This window comes from Citrobacter sp. RHB35-C21, from assembly GCF_013816515.1.
Classification (GTDB): domain Bacteria; phylum Pseudomonadota; class Gammaproteobacteria; order Enterobacterales; family Enterobacteriaceae; genus Citrobacter; species Citrobacter braakii.
In genome coordinates this window covers 1475065-1499195 of record NZ_CP057147.1, presented here as the reverse complement: position 1 = coordinate 1499195, position 24131 = coordinate 1475065, and the positions used below count along the sequence as shown (strand labels likewise).

The following is a 24131-nucleotide window of genomic DNA, read 5'->3' as shown; positions in this document are numbered from 1 at the left end:
GGTTTATTGTCATATTTTTCTGGCACTGTTGGACATCTGAGAGCAATGCTCGCCATAATAAATCGGTAGTGTCCCGTGAATGAAACGGAGTAAAAGTGGTAATGGGTCAGGAAAAGCTATACATCGAGAAAGAACTCAGTTGGTTAGCGTTCAACGAACGTGTACTCCAGGAAGCTGCTGATAAGTCAAACCCGTTGATCGAACGGATGCGTTTCTTAGGCATCTATTCCAATAATCTCGACGAGTTTTATAAGGTTCGTTTTGCCGAACTGAAGCGCCGAATCATTATTAGCGAAGAACAGGGTTCAAACTCTCACTCCCGCCATCTGTTAGGTAAAATCCAGGCCCGTGTATTAAAAGCCGATCAGGAATTTGACGGCCTGTACAACGAGTTGCTGCTGGAGATGGCGCGCAACCAGATTTTCCTTATCAATGAACGTCAGTTGTCGGTCAATCAACAGAGCTGGTTACGCCATTACTTCAAACAATATCTTCGCCAGCACATTACACCGATCCTGATCAACCGCGAGACGGATTTAGTTCAGTTTCTGAAAGATGACTACACCTATCTGGCGGTGGAAATTATCCGCGGCGATACGATCCGCTACGCGCTGCTGGAAATCCCTTCCGACAAGGTTCCCCGTTTTGTGAATCTACCGCCGGAAACCCCGCGCCGTCGCAAACCGATGATCCTGCTGGACAACATCTTACGCTACTGCCTTGACGACATTTTCAAAGGGTTCTTTGATTACGATGCGCTGAACGCCTATTCGATGAAAATGACTCGCGACGCCGAATACGATTTGGTGCACGAGATGGAATCGAGCCTGATGGAGCTGATGTCGTCCAGCCTGAAACAGCGTCTGACCGCAGAGCCTGTACGTTTTGTCTATCAGCGCGACATGCCCAATGCGCTGGTCGAGGTACTGCGTGAAAAGCTGACGATTTCTCGCTACGACTCGATTGTTCCCGGCGGGCGTTACCATAACTTCAAAGACTTTATTAATTTCCCCAACGTTGGCAAAGCTAATCTGGTGAACAAACCGCTGCCACGTTTGCGCCATATCTGGTTCGATAACGAGAAGTTTCGTAACGGCTTTGACGCCGTTCGCGAACGCGACGTGCTGCTATATTATCCGTATCACACTTTTGAGCACGTTCTTGAACTGTTGCGCCAGGCCTCTTTCGACCCGAGCGTGCTGGCGATTAAAATCAACATCTACCGTGTGGCCAAAGACTCGCGCATCATTGATTCGATGATCCATGCTGCGCACAACGGTAAGAAAGTCACCGTAGTGGTGGAGTTGCAGGCTCGCTTTGATGAAGAAGCCAACATTCATTGGGCCAAGCGTCTTACCGAGGCAGGCGTTCACGTCATCTTCTCCGCGCCGGGCCTGAAAATTCACGCAAAATTGTTCCTTATCTCGCGTAAAGAAGGTGATGAAGTTGTGCGCTATGCGCATATCGGGACGGGGAACTTCAACGAAAAAACGGCGCGTCTCTATACCGACTATTCGTTACTTACCGCCGACTCACGCATTACCAACGAGGTTCGTCGGGTGTTCAACTTCATCGAGAACCCGTATCGTCCGGTGACGTTCGATTATCTGCTGGTTTCTCCGCAGAACTCGCGCCGTTTGCTGTACGCGATGATTGACAAAGAAATCGCCAACGCGCAGCAAGGACAGCCTTCCGGTATCACCCTAAAACTGAATAACCTGGTCGATAAAGGCCTGGTTGATCGTCTCTATGCGGCCTCAAGCTCAGGCGTGCCAGTCAATTTATTGATTCGCGGTATGTGCTCTTTGATTCCGAATCTGGAAGGCATTAGCGACAATATTCGCGTGATAAGCATAGTTGACCGCTACCTTGAACACGACCGGGTTTATATCTTCGAAAACGGTGGCGACAAGCAGGTATACCTCTCCTCCGCAGACTGGATGACCAGGAATATCGACTATCGCATCGAAGTCGCCACACCGCTGCTGGACCCGCGTCTTAAGCAACGTGTGCTGGATATTATCGATATCCTGTTCAGCGACACGGTGAAGGCTCGCTTCATCGATAAAGAACTCAGTAATCGCTACGTACCGCGCGGAAACCGCCGTAAGGTTCAGTCACAATTGGCGATATACGACTACATCAAATCACTCGAGCAACCTGACTAACGCTATGCCAATACACGACAAGACTCCACGACCGCAGGAATTTGCTGCGGTCGACCTTGGTTCAAACAGTTTCCATATGGTCATTGCCCGCGTGGTTGATGGCGCAATGCAGATTATCGGGCGACTGAAACAGCGCGTTCATCTGGCGGATGGCCTCGGCGAAGATAACAAGCTGAGCGAAGAGGCAATGGAGCGCGGATTAAGCTGCCTGTCGCTGTTCGCCGAACGTCTGCAGGGCTTTCCCCCATCAAGCGTATGCATCGTGGGAACCCATACTTTGCGTCAGGCGCTAAATGCGACCGATTTTCTCAAGCGAGCAGAAAAAGTTATCCCCTACCCGATTGAGATTATTTCCGGTAATGAAGAAGCCCGACTGATTTTTATGGGCGTGGAGCACACCCAGCCGGAAAAGGGTCGTAAGCTGGTTATTGATATCGGCGGTGGTTCAACAGAACTGGTGATCGGCGAAGATTTCGAGCCCAAACTGGTGGAAAGCCGTCGTATGGGCTGCGTCAGTTTTGCTCAGATGTATTTCCCGGGCGGCGCTATTAGTCGGGAAAACTTCCAGCGTGCGCGCATGGCGGCAGCGCAAAAGCTTGAAACCTTAACCTGGCAGTTTCGCATTCAGGGCTGGAACGTTGCGCTGGGCGCGTCGGGCACGATTAAAGCGGCACACGAAGTGCTGCTGGAGATGGGTGAGAAAGATGGTTTTATCACCCCTGAACGCCTGGACAAACTGCGAACCGAAGTGCTGAAGCATGCGTCATTCGATGCGCTCAGCCTGCCGGGGCTGTCTGAAGAGCGAAAAGCGGTGTTTGTGCCGGGACTCGCGATTCTGTGCGGCGTTTTTGACGCACTGGCTATCCGCGAACTCCGCCTTTCTGATGGCGCACTACGCGAAGGCGTGCTGTATGAGATGGAAGGTCGTTTTCGCCACCAGGACGTTCGCAGCCGTACCGCGAGCAGCCTGGCGAACCAGTACAACATCGACAGCGAACAGGCCCGGCGCGTACTGGAAACGACGATGCAAATGTACGACCAGTGGCATACGCAGCAGCCAAAGCTGGCCAATCCACAACTGGAAGCGTTGCTGCGCTGGGCGGCGATGCTGCATGAGGTTGGGCTGAACATCAACCACAGCGGTTTACATCGCCACTCGGCGTATATCCTCCAAAACAGCGATTTACCGGGTTTCAATCAGGAACAACAGCTGATGATGGCAACCCTGGTTCGATATCATCGCAAAGCGGTGAAACTGGATGATTTGCCCCGCTTTACGCTGTTCAAGAAAAAACAGTTTTTGCCGTTAATTCAGCTGTTGCGCCTGGGCGTGCTGCTGAATAATCAGCGACAGGCGACCACCACGCCACCGACGCTGACCCTAATTACCGACGACAACCACTGGACCTTACGCTTTCCGCATGACTGGTTTAGCCAGAATGCGCTGGTGCTGCTCGATCTGGAAAAAGAGCAGCAATACTGGGAAGCCGTTACCGGCTGGCGACTCAAAATTGAAGAAGAGAGTTCACCCGATATCGCCGCATAAGCTCTCAGCAGGTGCCAGTTCTTCTGGCACCTGTTCTTCCAGCATTTCATGCAACGGCTGCGGTTTACCAATCAGATACCCCTGCATGTAATCAATCCCCAGCGAAATTACCGCACTGCGTATTTCTTCGCTTTCGACGTACTCCGCGACCACCAGCATTCTTTTCATCCGCGCCAGATGGCAAATAGAGGCCACGATTTGATAGTCGAGGCTATTCGAAACGATGTTGCGAATAAAGCTGCCATCAATTTTCAGGATATCGGCATTCACATTCTTCAGCCGCGCATAGCTGGCATATCCGGTACCAAAATCATCAATCGCAATCTGACAGCCCAATGATTGCAGCTGCAGTAACGTTGCCTGCGCCTGTTCCGCATTGGTTAAGGCATTGCTTTCCGTTACTTCAAAAATCAGCTGCCACGGTTCAACTTTGTACTTAATCAGTAGCTGGTTGATGTCATGCGGAAGCCGGGCCCGGCATACCGATGTGGGAGATAAGTTAATAGCAAACCGACGGGCGGGCATTTTTTCCCGATTCTGCGCCATAAACTTCATCGTATTTTCAATCACCCACAGATCGATGCTGGATGACAATCCAAACTCATGCGCTACCGGTAAGAAGCTGTCAGGACCGATGGTTTCACCATCATCCCCCTCTAGCCGCAGCAGAATTTCATGATAAACATCGCCGCGCACGCCTGAAATCGGCTGCGCCATCAGGAAAAAGCGATGGTGCTCCAGCGCCAGTTGCAGACGATTCATCATCGCAACCTTATCTTTCAGGTCACGTTGCAGGTGCATCACGCCTCGGCGCTGCAAATTCTCTGGCGCATTGGTCGCAAGAGAAAGCTCGGCGATGGTGCTTAACTCCCCCAGTAACAAGTAGATGTGATTAACAGGAGAACGGACATAGCAAAAACTAATCCCCACCTGCGGCTGTAAAGGCATGCCATCCCAGATAAAACGAAACTGCTTGATATGCCTGTCCAGCGCTTCAATACGCTCCTGATGCGACTCGGTGTTAAAACGCAGAACTAAATCATTACCCGATAACTGATAGACATGCTCATCTTGTTTCAGCAATGGCTTTACCCACTGGGCAAGTTTTTGCTTGTACTGGATACGAAGCATAATGCCGTAATTTTTCACCAGCAGTTCCATACCCGGAACACTCAAAAAGCAAAGCACTGACCATGGCGCTTTTCTCAAATCCCGGTTCAAAGCGCGCAAATTCGGAATATGCACCATGGGGTCATAGAAGGCCAGACGATGAGAATGTCTGGCGACAATTCTCTGGCGCGTTGCCAGTACGGCAATAAAATTCACGATGAAGGAGAAAACCAGGTAACTCGATGAGGTAATGGCAAGCTGCACATCGTAACCCGAATACCAGGGCATATAGCGTTGATAATAATGAATTGCTGTAATGAGTACGAGCATCCATATTAACGAAATAAATTTATAACCGTAACGCATAGCTCCCCATAGCATGACGGGCAGCATCAGTGACAAGGTATAATTCGTGCTAAATATCGAGCTTTTCTCATCTAGCGGCATACACAACAATGTCATTAGTATGGTCAATATAATCAACCAGACCGCAAACTCTGTTTTGGTAACTTTGGTATCAAACTGCTGCTTTAATTGAGATAAATAGCCTCTGATATACAAAGGATTACGAATCGTGCGAATGATAAAGTAGCACAGTGGAACCCCAACCAGATTCCCGGCCAGCATGGCCTGATAGTTGATCAACGTGCCGGTATTAAGGGGCATAACGCCCACCATACCGGATTTGCTCTCATAGACGCCCACAAACGCGGCGAAATGGAAGAATAGCAGAAACAGCGTTGCCGGGCAGAAAACCTGCCAAAACATGTGCTGAAACATCAGGTGGGAGTCACCGTAAGAAACGTTATTCCGCCGGGGAGCAAAAACTTTATACCCTCCCCAACTAAGCACTATCGTAACTATAAAGTGCGAAATTATTGAGAGCATTTCAAATAACCCAACCTGCGGATATTTGTACCAGATGATGGAAATGATAATTCCTGGTAATGCCGCCCAGCCAAAAAACAACATCAGGCTAATCATCAGCGCTAAAGGCAGGTAGAAAAGAATTACGTTCCCGGTACTAATATGGGCATAGGTGTTAGCAGTGCTCAATATAGGCAACAGCAAGGAAGGCAAGATTAGAGGTAACGCCCACCATCTATCTCTAATACCAATATAATTTTTATTGAGTTTCATAGATGCTCAGTAGAATCCCGCACATCCTGCAGGGGGTATTCGGACAGGCATCCCACCTGACGTTAAAACGATAAAGTTAAATACATTAAAATGACTCATCAATTTTAGTTGTCAGCAAAGGGTGATGCTTGATACACATCAATAAATAAGTCCCTCATTAATCAATTATTACTCTTTTCATGGTTTTTTATCGTTATCTCATTATTAATGCAAATAATAATATTAATTTCCATAACATAAATAGATAAAACAACTGAAGCAATTTTACATAACGAAAAATTGACCATTCCCTCACAGTATGCCTTAATGTGACTATCGCCCTCAGTTGGGTACACTACAAGGAACCTTTTGTGAGCCAGGTTACCAGCCTACGCAAACGACACCGATTTAACAGTCGCATGATCCGGATCGTACTGCTTATCAGCTTTCTTTTCTTCTTCGGACGCTTCGTCTACTCCGCCATAGGTGCGTGGCACCACCACCAGAACAAAAAAGAATCTCAGCAGATCACCCTGCCGCAACAGGCATCTCCTGCACAAACTGACGTACGCTGATCGCTCGCGCCGAGCCGATGATACTACAGCATTAAGATTCCTTACCGGATGGCTAATCGCCTGACATTTAACCATCCGGTAAGGGATTTGAGTGATGAAACTTCACGCAGTCTTGCCCGCCCACACGTGCTGATATATCGGATAATCAACCGTGTTTTTCGCACAAATACACCATCTTTTAATCCCACTTCACCGCGCCATTCGCGCTGATTTTTTTACGTTCCAGTGTACTGGATATAAAAAAGATACACTGTGCTCAAATAGACGCTAATTAATATCGCCAGAAAATATCACTGACTAAAACATTCATATTTAGCATGAAATTAAATGCTTATCTGAATTGTTACCATTATTAAATTCCACAGGGTAATACCATGAGTACTTTTCATTATTTCCGTAAATAAGAAGCGGTGTTGAATGGATCGCAGACGTTAAGTGCGTGATTAACCCTACTACCGAGCAGGACAGTCGCATCGATAAAATTCGCGCAATAAAAAGCCCTCTGTAAACAGAGGGCTTTTACATACTACCGGTTCAGAAACCGCTAAACGGGAGGAATATTATTCCCACTCAATCGTAGCTGGCGGCTTACCGCTGATGTCATACACCACGCGGGAAATACCGTTAACTTCGTTGATAATGCGGTTAGAGACGCGGCCTAAGAAGTCATACGGCAGGTGCGCCCAGTGCGCGGTCATAAAGTCGATGGTTTCAACAGCACGCAGGGAAACAACCCAGTCGTACTTACGGCCATCGCCCATAACGCCTACGGAACGTACCGGCAGGAACACGGTGAACGCCTGGCTCACTTTGTTGTACAGGTCAGCGTTGTGCAGTTCCTCAATGAAGATAGCATCCGCACGGCGCAGCAGGTCGCAGTACTCTTTCTTCACTTCGCCCAGCACGCGTACGCCCAGACCCGGCCCCGGGAATGGGTGACGGTACAGCATGTCGTACGGCAGACCCAGCTCCAGACCAATCTTACGCACTTCGTCTTTGAACAGCTCACGCAGCGGTTCAACCAGCCCCATCTTCATCTCTTTCGGCAAACCGCCCACGTTGTGGTGAGATTTGATGACGTGCGCTTTACCGGTGGCAGAAGCCGCGGATTCGATCACGTCCGGATAGATGGTTCCCTGCGCCAGCCACTTAACGTCTTCCAGCTTCAGCGCTTCTTCGTCGAAGACTTCCACGAACACGCGGCCAATGATTTTACGTTTAGCTTCCGGATCGTTCTCGCCTTTCAGCGCGTCCAGGAAACGCTTTTCACCTTCAACATGAATGATGTTCAGGCCGAAATGGTCGCCGAACATATCCATCACCTGCTGAGCTTCGTTGAGACGCAGCAGACCGTTGTCGACGAACACACAGGTCAGGTTTTTGCCAATCGCACGGTGCAGCAGCATCGCGGTGACGGAGGAGTCAACGCCGCCGGAGAGGCCGAGGATCACTTTATCAGTGCCAACCTGCTCACGAATGCGGGCAACGGCGTCATCGATAATTTTTGCCGGGGTCCACAGCGCTTCACACTGGCAGATGTCGCGCACAAAGCGCTCCAGCATGCGCATCCCCTGACGGGTGTGGGTAACTTCCGGGTGGAACTGCACGCCGTAGAAACGTTTTTCCTCGTGCGCCATGATGGCGAACGGGCAGTTGTCGGTGCTGGCAACGGTCACGAAACCTTCCGGAATAGCGGTCACTTTGTCGCCGTGGCTCATCCACACGTCCAGCAGTGGTTTGCCGTCTGCGGTCAGAGAGTCTTCAATACCGCGGATCAGCGCGCTGTCGGTCTGAACTTCAACCTGCGCATAGCCGAATTCACGTTCGTTAGAACCTTCAACATGACCACCGAGCTGCATTGCCATAGTCTGCATGCCGTAGCACACGCCGAAAACTGGCACGCCCGCAGTGAAAACGAATTCCGGCGCACGCGGGCTGTTTTCTTCAGTGGTGCTTTCCGGACCACCGGAAAGAATGATACCGCTTGGGTTGAATTCGCGAATTTGTGCTTCCGTAACATCCCACGCCCACAGTTCACAATAGACGCCCAGTTCACGTACGCGACGAGCAACCAGCTGAGTGTACTGAGATCCGAAATCAAGGATGAGAATGCGATGTTTATGAATATTGTCTGTCATTGACGCTAATTCCGAGGCAAGTGAAACAAATTCGCCCGGCATATAGCCGGGCGCGGAAACTTATCAGGAGCCCATGCGATAGTTAGGGGACTCTTTGGTAATGGTCACATCGTGAACGTGACTTTCCTGAATACCCGCACCGCTGATACGTACAAACTCTGCTTTTGTTCGCAGCGCGTCGATAGTACCACAGCCGGTCAGACCCATACAGGAGCGCAGGCCACCCATCTGCTGGTGAATGATCTCTTTCAGGCGACCTTTATACGCAACGCGACCTTCGATACCTTCCGGGACCAGTTTGTCAGCGGCGTTATCGCTTTGGAAATAACGGTCGGAAGAACCTTTGGACATCGCGCCCAAAGAGCCCATACCACGGTATGATTTGTAAGAACGCCCCTGATACAGTTCGATTTCGCCCGGAGATTCTTCAGTCCCCGCCAGCATAGAGCCAACCATCACTGCAGAAGCACCCGCAGCGATCGCTTTTGCGATGTCGCCGGAAAAACGAATACCACCATCGGCAATAACCGGAATACCAGTGCCTTCCAGCGCTTCAACGGCGTCAGAAACGGCGGTGATCTGCGGTACACCTACGCCGGTAACGATACGGGTAGTACAGATGGAGCCTGGGCCAATACCGACTTTAACAGCGCTGCAGCCGGCTTCCGCCAGCGCGCGAGCGCCTGCACCAGTCGCAACGTTCCCCCCGATGATCTGCAGATCCGGGTATTTAGCACGAGTTTCACGGATACGCTGCAGTACGCCTTCTGAGTGACCGTGAGAGGAGTCAATCAGCAGAACATCCACGCCAGCAGCAACCAGCGCGTCAACACGCTCTTCGTTACCCGCACCTGCGCCTACAGCAGCCCCAACGCGCAGACGACCATGCTCGTCTTTACAGGCGTTAGGTTTACGTTCCGCTTTCTGGAAATCTTTAACGGTGATCATGCCGATCAGATGGAAGCTGTCGTCAACGACCAGCGCTTTCTCGACGCGTTTTTCGTGCATTTTGGCAAAGACAACATCGCGTGCTTCGCCTTCACGAACGGTCACCAGACGCTCTTTCGGCGTCATGTAGACGCTAACCGGCTGATTCAGATCAGTCACAAACCGTACGTCACGACCGGTGATGATGCCGACCAGTTCATTATCTTCAGTCACTACCGGGTAGCCTGCGAAACCGTTACGCTCGGTCAGTTCTTTTACTTCGCGCAGAGTGGTGGTTGGCAGTACGGTTTGTGGGTCGGTCACGACGCCAGATTCGTGTTTCTTCACGCGACGAACTTCTTCCGCCTGGCGCTCAATAGACATGTTTTTGTGGATAAAACCGATGCCGCCTTCCTGAGCCAGGGCAATTGCCAGGCGCGCTTCCGTCACGGTGTCCATTGCTGCGGAGAGCATAGGAATGTTCAGGCGAATGGTTTTCGTCAACTGGGTGCTGAGATCAGCAGTATTCGGCAGAACGGTAGAATGAGCGGGAACGAGGAGGACGTCGTCAAACGTCAGGGCTTCTTTTGCGATACGTAGCATGGGCAATATCTCACCTGGGAGGTTATTAAATATTGCCGCGGCATTATACAGAGCGTAACCGATTGCATCCACACTTTTTTGCAAAAAAACCTTGCGCTCCTCTGTGAGCATGTTACTTTCGACTGAATAACTTGCTGATTTAGAATTTGATCCCGCTCACATGTTATCCTCTCAGACCACCTCAATTTTTACCGTAAGCCGCCTGAATCAGACGGTTCGTTTGCTGCTTGAGCAGGAAATGGGACAAGTGTGGATCAGCGGTGAAATTTCGAATTTCACGCAGCCGTCCTCCGGTCACTGGTATTTCACGCTCAAAGATGACACCGCTCAGGTACGCTGCGCGATGTTTCGCAACAGCAATCGCCGGGTAACGTTCCGACCACAGCACGGTCAGCAGGTACTGGTACGCGCCAACATTACATTGTACGAGCCGCGCGGCGACTATCAGATAATTGTTGAAAGCATGCAGCCAGCGGGCGAAGGTTTGCTGCAGCAAAAATATGAGCAACTCAAGGCCAAACTGCAGGCTGAAGGGCTATTCGATCAGCAGTTCAAAAAAACGCTGCCTTCACCGGCCCACTGCGTCGGGGTAATCACCTCTAAAACCGGCGCCGCGCTGCACGATATCCTCCACGTCCTGAAGCGTCGCGACCCTTCCCTGCCCGTTATTATCTACCCGACCGCAGTCCAGGGCGATGATGCGCCAGGGCAGATCGTTCGGGCCATTGAACTGGCGAACGCGCGGGGCGAGTGCGATGTGCTGATCGTCGGGCGCGGCGGCGGCTCGCTGGAAGATTTGTGGAGCTTTAACGACGAACGTGTTGCACGGGCGATCTTTGCCAGCCGCATTCCAGTCGTCAGCGCCGTCGGCCATGAAACCGATGTCACTATTGCCGATTTTATTGCAGATTTACGGGCACCTACGCCGTCGGCGGCGGCAGAAATTGTCAGCCGTAATCAGCTTGAACTGCTGCGTCAAATACAGCATGGTCAGCAGCGTCTGGAGATGGCGATGGACTACTACCTCGCCAATCGTACTCGTCGATTTACCCAGCTTCATCACCGCTTGCAACAGCAGCATCCGCAACTGCGTCTGGCCCGTCAACAGACCGTGCTGGAACGACTGCGTCAGAGAATGAACTTCGCACTTGAGAATAAGATTAAACAGGCAAATCAGCGTCAGCAGCGCATGCTGCAGCGTCTGAATCAGCAAAACCCGCAGCCGCGTATTTACCGTGCGCAAACACGCATTCAGCAACTGGAATACCGCCTGGCGGAAAATATCCGTGCGCGTTTAAGCGAACAGCGCGAGCGTTTTGGCAACGCGGTTACCCATCTTGAGGCAGTCAGCCCACTGGCCACGCTGGCCCGCGGTTATAGCGTGACGACCGCAAAAGAGGGTGAAGTGCTGAAACAGACTAAACAGGTTACAGCAGGTGATGTGCTCACCACCCGCCTGTCTGACGGATGGGTGGAAAGCGAAGTGAGAGCTGTCACGAAGACAAAGAAAACACGCAGGAAAAAACAGGATTAAAGCGGCACAAACGCCACGCGTTTCTTCGAGATAAGGCCATGACCGTTCTGGCAGAAATAATCCACCGCACCACAGGCTTTAAGCACCTGCAGTGGCTGATTGCACTCCGGGCAGTGCGCTTCTAACTGAATATCTTTATTACAGTTATCACAGTGCGCCATACCGTTTTGCGGCTCCAGCTCTGCATTACAATCCGGGCAAATAATAGACATAGCGACTCCAGTACAGGGATCCATTACTGCGCTGAGTTTAACACGATGCGTTTAATGCCGCCCGCGTAACTGCTGCTGTAACGTTAACAGGCACTCCACTTCCTCCAGCCTGCGCTGCGTCGTGCGGCTCACTTCCTGTGGACTGCTTTCAAACAGACTTTGCGCGCCCAGAATATGCTCCGCCAGACAATGGGCATATACACTACCAGGCAGACTCCAGCGTTGTACAACATCACCGTCAATCAATTCGAGCACATCCTCGACACCACGGCGATCATGGCTAATGACACGACCATCGCGCAGACAAAGGCGCAAGCCTTTTTGTCCGCCAGCCGGCCCCGCGTATTTATTCAGCCAGATGTCCAGCGGAATGCCGCTAATCTGTCCCTGCAGATGCGCCTCTCCTTCTGCTGTGGTCAGGTCACCCTCTACAATATTTCGTCCCAGACGGTCTTTAGCGCTTTTCACCTGCAAGGTCATACTGTCATTACCGCCCAGGTAACGCACTGTTTCACGCAGCATTGCCAGTACATGTGTGCCAATGTCCAGAATCACACCGTCCGGATGACGAAGCTCACGGGTATCCGGCTCACCGGTGGCAAAGTTTAGCGCAATGGGTTCTCCAACAGCGTTAAACCCGCTCGGTTCCAGCAAAAAACCGTCGATTTTAACAATGTGTGAAAAGTTAGAGACAAGTGCCTGTTGCGGATTATCGCCCTGCCACTGCGCTCCGAGTTTGCCCAACGCCAGCTGCATTGCACCATTGCGTGCCATCCAATGGTCGAGTGCCAGCACGCGGTTGGCAGCATCCGGTTGAGTCAGCAGCGTTTTCAGTTTTTCAATTTGGGAAAGCGTGGCGACAATAGGCTTTTCGACCACAATACGAGCGATGGGAGCCGCCAGCGCCTGTTCAAGCACATCGAGGTGATGCAGGGATGCGGTGGTAATAAACAGGGTATCAAGCGGCATTGCAAGAAGTTCAGCGAGCAACGCACAGCGTGTCACGTCTGCGGGCTGCTTTGCGGATTGAACATCAAATCCCACACAGCGTAGTGCATCACCGAACATATTACGTAATGCGGGCAAGTATGCCGTTTCAACGACTGCACCAAGCCCAACAAATCCTAACAGCATGCTCTTACCTCGTTAATTGAATAGCCGGGACATAACGTCTGCCCCGGCACAATCGAGGTGTTATCAGGCGCTAGTTGCCGGTTTAGTTTGCGTATTTTCCAGCATGCGACGAATCGGAACAATGAGGATGATCAGTACCGCAGCACAGATCAGCAGCGCAATCGAGCAGCGTGCGAAGAGATCCGGCAGCATATCCAGTTGGTCAGCCTTCACATGACCGCCAATCAAACCTGCGGCCAGGTTGCCCAGCGCACTGGCGCAGAACCACAGGCCCATCATCTGCCCGCGCATTCTTTCCGGCGCCAGCAGCGTCATTGTCGCCAGACCGATCGGACTCAGGCACAGCTCGCCAAGCGTCAGCATCAGGATACTGCCCACCAGCCAGAATGGAGAAACGCCTGCCCCGCCGTTACTGAGAACGTTTTGCGCCGCCAGCATCATCAGACCAAAGCCTGCCGCCGCAAAGAGGATACCGATAACAAACTTGGTGATGCTACTCGGGCGAATGTTCATGCTTGCCAGCTTCGGCCATGCCCAGCTGAATACCGGTGCCAGCAGGATAATAAACAGCGCGTTTATCGACTGGAACCAGACCGCCGGGATTTCAAAATCACCGATCATACGGTTAGTGTAGTCGTTGGCGAACAGGTTGAACGAGGTTGGCTTCTGCTCAAACGCGGACCAGAAGAACGCGGCGGAAACCAGCAGGATAAAGCAGACCAGCAGTCTGGCGCGCTCTTTACGGTTCAGACCGGCAAAGATGAACAGGTAGATAAAGTAGAGCGCAACGGAGGCTGCAATCACGTACACCAGCATGCTGGCAACCGCGACCGGATTAATTACAATCACGCCCTGCGCTATCAGCGTAACGATAACCGCCGCACCGACGGCCAGCGCCAGCAGCCACGCGCCCACGCCGTTACGTTTCACTACCGGGCTATTCCAGGTGGAGTCGAGCCCCACTTCGCTGTCGTAGCGTTTCATCGATGGAACAGCAAATACACGGAAAATGATCAACGCCACCAACATCCCGATACCACCGATGCCAAAGCCCCAGTGCCAGCCGTGGGTTTTAATCAGCCAGCCGGAAATTAGCGGCGCGATAAACGACCCCATGTTGATGCCCATGTAGAACAGCGAGAAACCGCCGTCGCGACGCGCATCGCCTTTTTTATACAGCGTGCCAACCATGACCGAAATACAGGTCTTAAACAGACCGGAGCCGAGCACGATAAACATCAGACCAATAAAGAACAGGTTGTTCCCCATAATGGCGGAGAGCGCAATTGACAGATGGCCGAGGGCAATCAGGATGGAACCGTACCACACCGCTTTCTGTTGGCCGAGCCAGTTATCCGCCAGCCAGCCACCCGGCAGCGCAGCGAGGTACATCGTACCGGCAAAGATACCCACAATCGCCGAGGCATTTTCACGTGCCAGCCCCATGCCGCCGTCATAAACGGTAGCAGCCATAAACAGGATCAGTAACGGGCGAATGCCATAAAACGAGAAGCGCTCCCACATCTCTGTGAAGAACAGCGAGCCGAGCGGATAAGGATGGCCGAAGAAAGTTCGGCTTTCTTTTTGATTAACAGAGGATTGCATAATTCTCCCGAAAGTTATGTCGTCGTGTGTGTAAACACCGCGATGTACGCCAGCCAGTTACGTATCTGACCGATTTTTTACATGCGGCGAAAATTTATTTAACCATTTGATAACCTAAGGCTAGTTTTGTCTAGTACCAGCCCCCGGACTTTAAGATGAAAACTCGACAAATGTCTACTTTCTTAGATTTAAACTTGGTAAAAAATGAATAGTGATTGACATCGCACGGGCTGAGGCTGGCGATGGAACGTCGAAAAAAAAACCCGCGACAAGCACGGGTTTTTATCAGAATCAGCAACAGTTACTTGCTTTTTTTGATGTGTTTTATCAAACGCTTACGTTTACGCATCTGCGTCGGCGTCAGCGTATTACGCTTGTTCGCAAACGGGTTTTCCCCTTCTTTGAACTGAATGCGGATCGGCGTCCCCATCACATCCAAAGACTTACGGAAATAGTTCATCAGATAGCGCTTGTAGGAATCCGGCAGGTCTTTGACCTGGTTGCCGTGAATCACCACGATTGGTGGGTTATAACCACCGGCGTGGGCATATTTCAGCTTCACACGACGACCACGCACCAGCGGCGGCTGATGATCTTCTGCCGCCATAGTCATAATGCGCGTCAGCATCGCGGTGCTGACGCGACGGGTGGAGCTGTCATACGCTTCGCGGACCGATTCAAACAGATTACCCACGCCGCTGCCGTGCAGCGCAGAGATGAAGTGTACACGCGCAAAATCAATAAAGCCCAGACGGAAGTCCAACGTCTCTTTGACCTGCTCTTTCACTTCCTGCGTCAGGCCATCCCACTTGTTGACCACAATAACAAGTGAACGCCCACTATTGAGGATAAAGCCCAGCAGCGACAGGTCCTGATCGGAAATACCTTCGCGCGCGTCAATCACCAGCATCACCACGTTGGCATCTTCAATCGCCTGCAGCGTTTTGATAACTGAGAATTTTTCTACTGCTTCGGTAATTTTGCCGCGCTTACGCACGCCCGCGGTATCAATGAGCACATATTCGCGCTCATCGCGTTGCATCGGGATATAAATACTGTCACGCGTGGTCCCCGGCATGTCGTAAACCACTACGCGGTCTTCGCCGAGAATACGGTTAGTAAGCGTGGACTTACCTACGTTCGGGCGACCAACAATCGCCAGTTTGATCGGCAGATCCTGCGGGTTGAAGTCATCTTCAGGCTCTTCTTCGCCGTTCTCTTCGGCTTCCAGTTGCGCCCAATATTCTGCATCTTCATCCACCTCTTCCTGAGGAGCAACGTCATCCATCCACGGCAGCAGAACATGCTCCAGCAGGCTGAGAACGCCACGACCATGGGATGCCGCGATCGGATAAATTTCACCCAGACCCAGCGAGTAGAAATCGACGACCGCCTGATCAGGATCGAGTCCGTCAGTTTTGTTGGCTACCAGGAACGTCGGTTTCTGGCGCGAACGCAGATGTTTCGCAATGGCTTCATCCGCAGGCATCAGGCCAGCACGCGCATCTACCATGAACAGCACAACGTCTGCTTCTTCGATTGCCAACAGCGACTGTTCCGCCATGCGGGTTTCTACACCGTCTTCGGTGCCATCAATACCGCCGGTATCAATACAGATAAACTCGCGGCCTTCAATTTCCGCACGACCGTACTTACGGTCACGAGTCAGACCCGGGAAATCCGCAACCAGCGCATCTCGGGTGCGAGTTAGACGGTTAAATAACGTGGATTTGCCAACGTTAGGGCGCCCGACAAGCGCGACCACAGGTACCATGTTTAAAGCCTCATTTAATAAATCATCAGACAACGGGCACATTTTTTGCGCCGTTGTTAAAAACAGTAAAACGGCCCCTGCACCAGGAGCCGTTTTTCAAAGCGAGCGGCCGGGACGATTAACGCGTAATAGAGTACAGCGTACCGTCTTTCGCCTGGATCAGCAGTTTACCATCAGCAGAGACCGGCTCGGTCAGGAAACCAGAGCTGTCAACTTTCTGCTGGGCGACAAAGCGGCCATCGTCAACGTTAATCCAGTGCAGGTAGCCTTCGCTATCACCTACGACCAGATTGCCGTTATACAATACCGGGGACGTCAACAGACGGTGCAGCAGATCGCTTTGCGTCCACAGCGTCACACCGCCGTCGGTGGTCAGCGCCAGTACACGGTCGTTCTGGTCAACAAGGTAGATACGGTTACCGTCGACGATGAAATCATTCACTGAGCCCAGTTCACGTTTCCACATGATCTGACCGCTGCGCAGATCCAGCGCCGTCAGGTTACCATTATAAGCCAGCGCGTAGACAACGCCATTGACGATAACAGGCGTGGTATCAACGTCGCTCAGACGATCGATTTCCGTTGGACCTGTCGCCTGAGAAATACGCTGCTGCCAAATCATCTGGCCCTGCTGCATCAGCACGGCGCTTACGCGGCCGTTATCACCGCCAACGATAGCTGCGCCAAAGGCGGTCGCTGGGGCAGATTCACCGCGCAGAGACAGAGAAGGCATGTCGAGGTTAACGGTCCATTTGATGGCGCCGTCTGCTTCGTTCAGGGCCTGCAACTGACCGTTACTGGTGTGGATTAATACCACGCCATCGCTCACAACAGGACGAGACAGCGCTTCACCGGCAACTTTCGTCTGCCATGCGGTGGTACCATCGCTGGTGTTCAGCGCATAAACCTGCGCTTTTTCGCTGCCAATGTAAACATGGCCACCGGACACGGTTACACCGCCAGAAAGCTGTGCAGATGCGCGGGAGAACCAGCCGTCTTTCTCACCCAGATTAACAGACCAGACTTCTTTGCCGTCGTCCGCATTCAACGCCTTAACGACGCCGGCGCGATCGGCTGCATAGACAACGTTATCCGCCAGCGCAGGATGAAGATTGGAATAGAAATCGCCAATACCGTTACCTACAGAGGTGCTCCAGTCCGTAGACGGAGTAAACTGGTTTTCAACCACCGGTAATGGGGACATCTTAACGACATCTTCTTCGCCACTAAACAGTGAACAGCCGCTCAATAGGGTAACGGAAAGCAGCCCTGGCAGAAGTAATTTACGCAATTGCATCGGGTCCCTCTCAGATGGACAAATTATTGATTTTCATCTGCATCATTTCGCTCAGAGCAGGAGAGGCATCGCTTTTCACGCCCGCTTCCCATGCGCTACGCGCACCTTGTTTGTCGCCTTTGCTCAGCAATGCTTCACCGCGCAGGTCGGCAACAATGGCCGTCCACCCTTCACCTTTAATGGTGTCGAGTGTTTTCAGCGCGGTATCAGCCTGTTTAAGCTGAACCTGAACACGAGCCAGACGCAGGTTAATCACCGCTTTGAGATTCTCATCGCTGGTCGCTGCTAAGCCTTGTTGCAGCTGGCTTGCGGCTTTCTCAAGTTCATTTTGGTCAACAAACTGCTGCGCCAGTTCCAGTGAAGCTAACGCGCCGTAGGTATTTTTGTTTTCTGCGGCAAATTTCTCTGCAGCAGGAAGGCTATCCGGTTTACCCGCGCTAACCGCAGTCACCGTATTTTGATATGCCAGAGAAGCAGAGCGTGCGGACTCCGTCTGATGGCTGGTCCAGTAACGCCAGCCAACCAGCGCGCCAACCCCTAAAATGACCCCAACAGCCAGCGCTTTGCCGTTTTCAGCAAAGAAGCGTTTTACTGCATCAATCTGGTCGTTTTCGTTCTCGTAAATTTCCACGCTGTCCTTCTCCTTAGCCCAGTAGAGTGCGCAAATGCGCGGCAACGCTATCCTGCGCTACTGCCGTTTGCTCACCAGAGCGCAAATCCTTCACTACAACAGTACCGTCAGCCACTTCGGACTCGCCCAGTACCAGTGCAACGCGGGCGCCCCACTTGTCGGCGCGGGCGAACTGTTTCTTAAAGTTGCCGCCACCGTGGTTTGTCATCAGTTTCACACCAGGAACTTCATCGCGCAGACGTTCTGCAAGCCGCATTGCCACCGACTGCGTGTCCGCCCCCGAAGCGACCAGGTATATATCGACAACAGGATCTGCGTTAAATTCCGGATTAACTGCCTGAACTAACAAAACAAGTCGTTCCAGACCCATGGCAAAGCCTACGGCCGGCGTTGCGCGACCGCCAAGTTGCTCTACCAGACCGTCGTAACGCCCACCGGCACACACGGTACCCTGAGAGCCCAGGCTGCTGGTAACCCACTCAAATACGGTGCGGTTGTAATAATCAAGACCACGAACCAGACGCTGATTGACGGTGTAGGCAATACCTGCGGATTCCAGCAGTTTGCACAGGCCCGCAAAGTGCTCGCGAGAGTCGTCATCAAGATAGTCGCCCAGCGCAGGTGCGTCGTTGAGCAGCGCCTGTACTTCCGGGTTTTTGGAGTCGAGAACGCGCAGCGGGTTAGTGTACATACGGCGCTTGCAGTCTTCGTCCAGTTTCTCTTTGTGCTGTTCCAGGTAGGCGACCAGCGCATCACGGTAGTTAGCGCGGGCTTCAAGCGAACCAATTGAGTTCAGCTCAAGGCTGACATGCTGAGAAATACCCAGCGCGCGCCACCAGCGAGCGGTCAGCATAATCAGTTCAGCATCGATGTCCGGGCCTTGCAGGCCAAACACTTCGACACCCAACTGATGGAATTGACGATAGCGCCCTTTTTGCGGACGTTCGTGGCGGAACATCGGCCCGATATACCACAGACGCTGTTCCTGATTGTACAGGAGACCATGTTCGATGCCGGCGCGTACGCAGCCCGCAGTCCCTTCAGGACGCAACGTCAGGCTGTCGCCATTACGGTCCTCAAAGGTATACATCTCTTTTTCAACCACGTCGGTGACTTCACCGATCGCGCGTTTGAATAACGGGGTCTGCTCTACAATCGGCAAGCGGATTTCACTGTAACCGTAGCTACCGAGCACGTTTTTGAGAGTGCCTTCAATGCGCTGCCAGATGGCGGTTTCGCCAGGCAGATAATCGTTCATGCCGCGAATGGCTTGAATGTTTTTTGCCACGTTTATTCTCTTTATGAATATAAAAATGAACCCTCAGCGCTAACCCGAACAATGCGGGCGCCATGCGGGTTCAATCATACACGGGAAGCACACCGCTTCCCATCACGTTGTTATTTTTCAAGCTGCTGCACGTCAATACGACGCGCTTCGTCCAGGATACTCGCTTTGGCGCGAATGCGGGCTTCAAGCTGCGTAATCATATCGTCGTTATCGAGTCGATCCTTACGCACGCCGTCTTCATACAGACCGCTTTTCTTGTTACCACCCGTGACGCCCAGCGTAGAAACCAGCGCTTCGCCAGGACCGTTCACCACGCAGCCGATGATCGAAACATCCATTGGCGTAATGATATCTTCCAGACGTTGTTCCAGCGCGTTCACCGTACCGATAACGTCGAACTCCTGACGCGAGCAGGTTGGGCAGGCGATAAAGTTGATCCCGCGGGCACGAATGCGCAGCGATTTCAGGATATCGAAGCCAACTTTGATCTCTTCCACCGGATCCGCTGCCAGAGAGACACGCAGCGTATCGCCGATCCCTTCGGACAACAGCAATCCTAAACCGATCGCTGATTTTACCGCCCCGCTGCGTGCGCCACCGGCTTCGGTGATCCCCAAATGCAGCGGTTGATCGATCTGTTTCGCCAGCAGGCGATAGGATTCTACGGCGAGGAAAACGTCAGACGCTTTAACGCTGACTTTGAATTGATCGAAGTTCAGACGATCGAGGTGATCCACATGGCGCATAGCGGATTCCAGCAGCGCCTGCGGCGTCGGTTCACCGTATTTTTCCTGCAGATCTTTTTCCAGCGATCCGGCGTTGACGCCGATACGGATAGGAATATTTTTATCACGAGCGCAGTCCACTACCATGCGGATACGCTCTTCATTACCGATATTGCCTGGGTTGATACGCAGGCAATCGACGCCGTATTCCGCCACTTTCAGCGCGATACGATAGTCGAAGTGAATATCGGCAACCAGCGGGACATTAACCTGCTGTTTGATAAGCTTGAACGCTTCTGCGGCATCCATTGTCGGTACGGAGACACGAACAATATCTGCGCCGACGCGTTCCAGCGCTTTGATCTGATTAACCGTCGCTTCCACATCGGTGGTACGCGTATTGGTCATAGACTGTACGGCGATGGGCGCGCCATCGCCGATCGGCACGTTCCCAACGTAAATGCGTGTCGATTTTCTACGTTGAATTGGAGCCTGGTTATGCATTAAAAAATCTCCCGCATTGCCGTCTGTTACTGAGCCGGTGATTGTTCGGCATTAACGGTCAGACGCGCAACCTGGTTAGTTCTGATAAAACGACTCAGATCGACAGGTTTACCCTGGAACTGAATCTGCACTGCCGCCGGAGCGCCAATTTTCAGTTTGTACGGCGCCTGACCCGTCAGATTCAGATTGCCGTCCTTACGCTGCATACCACTGAACAGTTTTTTTCCGGTCGCATCGGTCACTTCCAGCCAGCAATCGGCGGTAAAGTTCATTACCAGTGCGTTAGGATCGGCGGCTGGGGTAGTGACACCCGCCTGGTCAGTCGGCAGCGGCGCCGCGGTCGCTGGCGCAGCAGTTGCGGTATCGACGTTAGCCTGAGAAGGTGCCACAACGGCATTCTGCTGCGCATCAGCGGCAGGTGCCGGGGTTGCAGCAACATCTGGCGTAGGCGCTGCGTCCGCCACCGCGCCATCGTCTGGAGCCGGGGTAGTATCCTGGCCCGCTGCGGCGCTGGTATCTAACGGTACGTTCTGCGCACCATCTTTACCGGCATTCAGCTCAGCGGAGGATTGATCGGCCATGGTGGTGATCTCTTCCTGCTGCGCTTTATGGTTCTGCCACCACCAGGCTCCCGTCAGTCCGACAACGACAAACAGCACCAGCCAGGTAAAGGTCATTAACCAGCCGTCGCGTTTTTTACGACGCTTACCGAGCGAGAAGCTCTGCATCGGTGCGACTTTGGCTGGGCGAATCGGAGCCTGTTTTTCCAGCCCTGGCAACAGTTCTTCTTCAGGAATATGCACCAGACGCGCATAAGAACGGATATACCCGCGCAGGAATGTTGAAGCGAGATCGGCTGGTGCCTTATCTTCTTCAATATCACGTACCGTGGAGACCTTCAGGCAAAGTCGCTCCGCGACTGCCTGCTGGCTGAATCCGAGTTGTTCACGGGCATTGCGCAGACGAACGCCGGTGGATAGTGCTTCATTTTTGTCGTGCGTGGCTTCAGTATTCATTCGCTACAGCTGCGTAAATTTGGGTTCTGATGCCGGCGAGCCACAATGCTCACCCACACCGCGAAACATCTGGTCAGTTAACCTTCGTCAGACAGTATAAAACGGTCAGACTATCAAAGACAAAACAACGTAAACCTGAGGGCTAAAGGCTTGTTGCGCCGTTACATACTGCCTTAAAGTCGACAAAAACGCACCGTTATTATTGACCTGACGACAACAACAAAAAACCTCATTTGGCTTACGTTGCACTACGGTACATGAATTATACCGTAGTGCACTCAACATCAAACGGTCTTGATATCGATAGCGTCGCCCTGCATACGCTTACGCAGAGTACGCTTGGTACGGTCGATAACGTCACCCGCCAGCTGACCGCAGGCTGCATCGATGTCATCGCCACGTGTTTTACGCACGATGGTAGTGAAACCATAGCTCATCAACACTTTGGAGAAACGATCGATACGGCTGTTAGAGCTACGGCCATATGGCGCGCCTGGGAACGGGTTCCACGGGATCAGGTTAATCTTACACGGCGTATCTTTCAGCAGCTCTGCCAACTGATGCGCGTGTTCAGTACCATCATTGATGTGATCTAACATCACATACTCAATGGTCACACGACCCTGGTTAGCGTTGGACTTCTCCAGATAACGACGAACCGCGCCAAGGAATGTTTCGATATTGTACTTTTTGTTGATAGGTACAATTTCGTCACGAATTTCATCGTTCGGCGCATGCAGAGAAATCGCCAGCGCGACATCAATCATATCGCCCAGCTTATCCAGCGCAGGGACAACGCCTGAGGTGGAGAGCGTGACGCGACGCTTTGACAGCCCAAAACCGAAGTCATCCAGCATGATTTCCATCGCTGGCACCACGTTGGTCAGGTTGAGCAGCGGCTCGCCCATCCCCATCATCACCACGTTAGTGATAGGACGCACGCCCGTTGCTTTCACCGCACCGACGATTTTCGCCGCACGCCAGACCTGACCAATGATTTCCGACACCCGCAGGTTACGGTTAAAGCCCTGTTGCGCCGTAGAGCAGAATTTACACTCTAATGCACAACCGACCTGTGAAGAAACACACAGGGTCGCGCGATCGTCTTCCGGGATATACACGGTTTCTACGCGCTGATCGCCAACCGCGATGGCCCATTTGATCGTACCGTCAGAAGAACGCTGCTCTTCCACCACTTCCGGGGCGCGAATTTCAGCCACTTCTTTCAGCTTGTTACGCAGCACCTTATTGATGTCAGTCATGTCATCAAAGTTGTCGCTGCAATAGTGGTACATCCACTTCATGACCTGATCGGCACGAAACGGTTTTTCACCCATATCTTTGAAGAATTCGCGCATTTGCTGACGGTTCAGATCCAGCAGGTTGATTTTTCCATTTTTATTTGGAACCGCAGGAATGACGACTTCAGAGGTGTTAACTAATTCAGACATAATTTTTTCCGGCCTCGTTGTTACACGTTGTGGCCCGTGGAGGGTTAAAAAGAAACGCCCCGGCAAGCGTTCTGCTCTTCCGGGGCGTTGCATTGTACAAAGTCTGGCGCAGGGATGCCACGTTTGCACGAAGCATTAGCGAAAATAATATGTAAATCGCTAATTCCTCTCCAAAGGATTTCGCATCGCAGGAAAGCGGCACGTTCGAGCCTCCCCGAAAGCATAGAAAACTATGCGATGTGAAAGACGCAGGAGATTAGCGCGTGCGCGGGCAAACCTCGCCTTCACCGAAGAAATAGGCGATTTCACGCGCGGCAGATTCAACGGAGTCGGAACCGTGAGTACCGTTCTCAGTGAAGCTATCAGCGTAGTCTGCACGCAGAGTACCCGCCAGCGCATTCGCCGGGTTGGTTGCACCCAGCAGATCACGGTGACGCTGCACGGCATTTTCGCTTTCCAGAACAGAAACAACGATCGGACCGGAGGTCATGAATTCAACCAGACCGTCAAAGAACGGCTTACCATCATGCTCAGCATAGAAGCCACGCGCCTGCTCAACGGTCAGGTGCAGCATTTTAGTACCGACAATTTTGAACCCTGCTGCTTCAAAGCGCGCAAAGATGCTCCCAATAACGTTTTTTGCCACCGCGTTTGGTTTGATGATGGAAAAAGTACGTTCAATAGCCATGATTACCTCTGAAAAAGATGTTTTGTTGTTGTTTACCTGGCGCGGATTATAAAGAGCATACCGGCAATTGACTATTGACGAAGATA

General features: G+C 52.1%; 18 protein-coding genes. 4 read left to right on the top strand and 14 right to left on the bottom strand.

From position 1 onward, the window contains the following. The first annotated feature begins 101 nt into the window (after positions 1-101). Both ppk1 and ppx read left to right on the top strand, forming a co-directional pair. A complete protein-coding gene (gene ppk1 / locus HVZ39_RS07225; protein WP_003835119.1) occupies positions 102-2168 on the top strand; it encodes a polyphosphate kinase 1 in 2067 nt (688 codons plus the stop codon). A 4-nt stretch (positions 2169-2172) separates the two neighbouring features. Continuing rightward, positions 2173-3714 (top strand): exopolyphosphatase, encoded by a 1542-nt coding sequence (gene ppx / locus HVZ39_RS07220; protein ID WP_016153985.1) that lies wholly within the window; start codon positions 2173-2175, stop codon positions 3712-3714. Here ppx and HVZ39_RS07215 read toward each other — a convergent pair. Continuing rightward, positions 3694-5964 carry a sensor domain-containing phosphodiesterase gene (locus HVZ39_RS07215; RefSeq protein WP_181633411.1) on the bottom strand — a complete coding sequence of 757 codons (2271 nt, stop codon included), beginning with the start codon at positions 5962-5964 and terminating at the stop codon, positions 3694-3696. The two genes, ppx and HVZ39_RS07215, sit on opposite strands and share 21 nt — an antisense overlap. Before the next feature lie 350 nt (positions 5965-6314). On the opposite strand from HVZ39_RS07215, the gene HVZ39_RS07210 reads away from it, so the two are divergent. Further along, positions 6315-6518: a YfgG family protein gene (locus HVZ39_RS07210; RefSeq protein WP_047416419.1), complete on the top strand. Its 204-nt coding sequence runs from the start codon at positions 6315-6317 to the stop codon at positions 6516-6518. A gap of 560 nt (positions 6519-7078) precedes the next feature. Here the strand turns inward: HVZ39_RS07210 and guaA are convergent. Together guaA and guaB are read right to left on the bottom strand one after the other, a co-directional pair. Continuing rightward, a complete protein-coding gene (guaA, locus tag HVZ39_RS07205; RefSeq protein WP_181633410.1) occupies positions 7079-8656 on the bottom strand; it encodes a glutamine-hydrolyzing GMP synthase in 1578 nt (525 codons plus the stop codon). A gap of 63 nt (positions 8657-8719) precedes the next feature. Next, positions 8720-10186, bottom strand: a complete 1467-nt coding sequence (gene guaB / locus HVZ39_RS07200) for an IMP dehydrogenase (RefSeq protein WP_181633409.1) — start codon at positions 10184-10186, stop codon at positions 8720-8722. Between the two features lie 160 nt (positions 10187-10346). Between guaB and xseA the strand changes: the two genes are divergently transcribed. Next, positions 10347-11720, top strand: a complete 1374-nt coding sequence (gene xseA / locus HVZ39_RS07195) for an exodeoxyribonuclease VII large subunit (RefSeq protein ID WP_080860045.1) — start codon at positions 10347-10349, stop codon at positions 11718-11720. Here xseA and HVZ39_RS07190 read toward each other — a convergent pair. The 11 genes from HVZ39_RS07190 to ndk form a co-directional block, all read right to left on the bottom strand. Further along, complete coding sequence (locus tag HVZ39_RS07190) at positions 11717-11932, bottom strand: zinc ribbon domain-containing protein (protein WP_019077377.1); 216 nt, start codon at positions 11930-11932, stop codon at positions 11717-11719. The genes xseA and HVZ39_RS07190 overlap by 4 nt on opposite strands. Before the next feature lie 51 nt (positions 11933-11983). Further along, the gene (locus HVZ39_RS07185; protein ID WP_181633408.1) at positions 11984-13066 is read right to left on the bottom strand and encodes a Gfo/Idh/MocA family oxidoreductase; all 1083 of its coding nucleotides are present in this window, start codon (positions 13064-13066) and stop codon (positions 11984-11986) included. 63 nt (positions 13067-13129) lie between these two features. After that, positions 13130-14671, bottom strand: a complete 1542-nt coding sequence (locus HVZ39_RS07180) for a peptide MFS transporter (protein ID WP_016157127.1) — start codon at positions 14669-14671, stop codon at positions 13130-13132. Positions 14672-14972: 301 nt separating this feature from the next. After that, the gene (der, locus tag HVZ39_RS07175) at positions 14973-16445 is read right to left on the bottom strand and encodes a ribosome biogenesis GTPase Der (RefSeq protein ID WP_016153996.1); all 1473 of its coding nucleotides are present in this window, start codon (positions 16443-16445) and stop codon (positions 14973-14975) included. A 118-nt stretch (positions 16446-16563) separates the two neighbouring features. Further along, entirely contained in the window at positions 16564-17742 is a 1179-nt protein-coding gene (gene bamB, locus HVZ39_RS07170) for an outer membrane protein assembly factor BamB (RefSeq protein ID WP_016153997.1), read from the bottom strand. A gap of 10 nt (positions 17743-17752) precedes the next feature. Continuing rightward, positions 17753-18373 (bottom strand): YfgM family protein, encoded by a 621-nt coding sequence (locus tag HVZ39_RS07165; RefSeq protein WP_016157128.1) that lies wholly within the window; start codon positions 18371-18373, stop codon positions 17753-17755. Positions 18374-18386: 13 nt separating this feature from the next. Next, positions 18387-19661 carry a histidine--tRNA ligase gene (gene hisS / locus HVZ39_RS07160; RefSeq protein WP_016153999.1) on the bottom strand — a complete coding sequence of 425 codons (1275 nt, stop codon included), beginning with the start codon at positions 19659-19661 and terminating at the stop codon, positions 18387-18389. Between the two features lie 110 nt (positions 19662-19771). Then, a complete protein-coding gene (gene ispG / locus HVZ39_RS07155; protein ID WP_016154000.1) occupies positions 19772-20890 on the bottom strand; it encodes a flavodoxin-dependent (E)-4-hydroxy-3-methylbut-2-enyl-diphosphate synthase in 1119 nt (372 codons plus the stop codon). A 26-nt stretch (positions 20891-20916) separates the two neighbouring features. Further along, entirely contained in the window at positions 20917-21906 is a 990-nt protein-coding gene (rodZ, locus tag HVZ39_RS07150) for a cytoskeleton protein RodZ (RefSeq protein WP_016154001.1), read from the bottom strand. A 284-nt stretch (positions 21907-22190) separates the two neighbouring features. Beyond that, positions 22191-23357: a bifunctional tRNA (adenosine(37)-C2)-methyltransferase TrmG/ribosomal RNA large subunit methyltransferase RlmN gene (locus HVZ39_RS07145; protein WP_016154002.1), complete on the bottom strand. Its 1167-nt coding sequence runs from the start codon at positions 23355-23357 to the stop codon at positions 22191-22193. Positions 23358-23613: 256 nt separating this feature from the next. Next, positions 23614-24045: a nucleoside-diphosphate kinase gene (gene ndk, locus HVZ39_RS07140; RefSeq protein WP_003037710.1), complete on the bottom strand. Its 432-nt coding sequence runs from the start codon at positions 24043-24045 to the stop codon at positions 23614-23616. Positions 24046-24131: the final 86 nt, after the last annotated feature.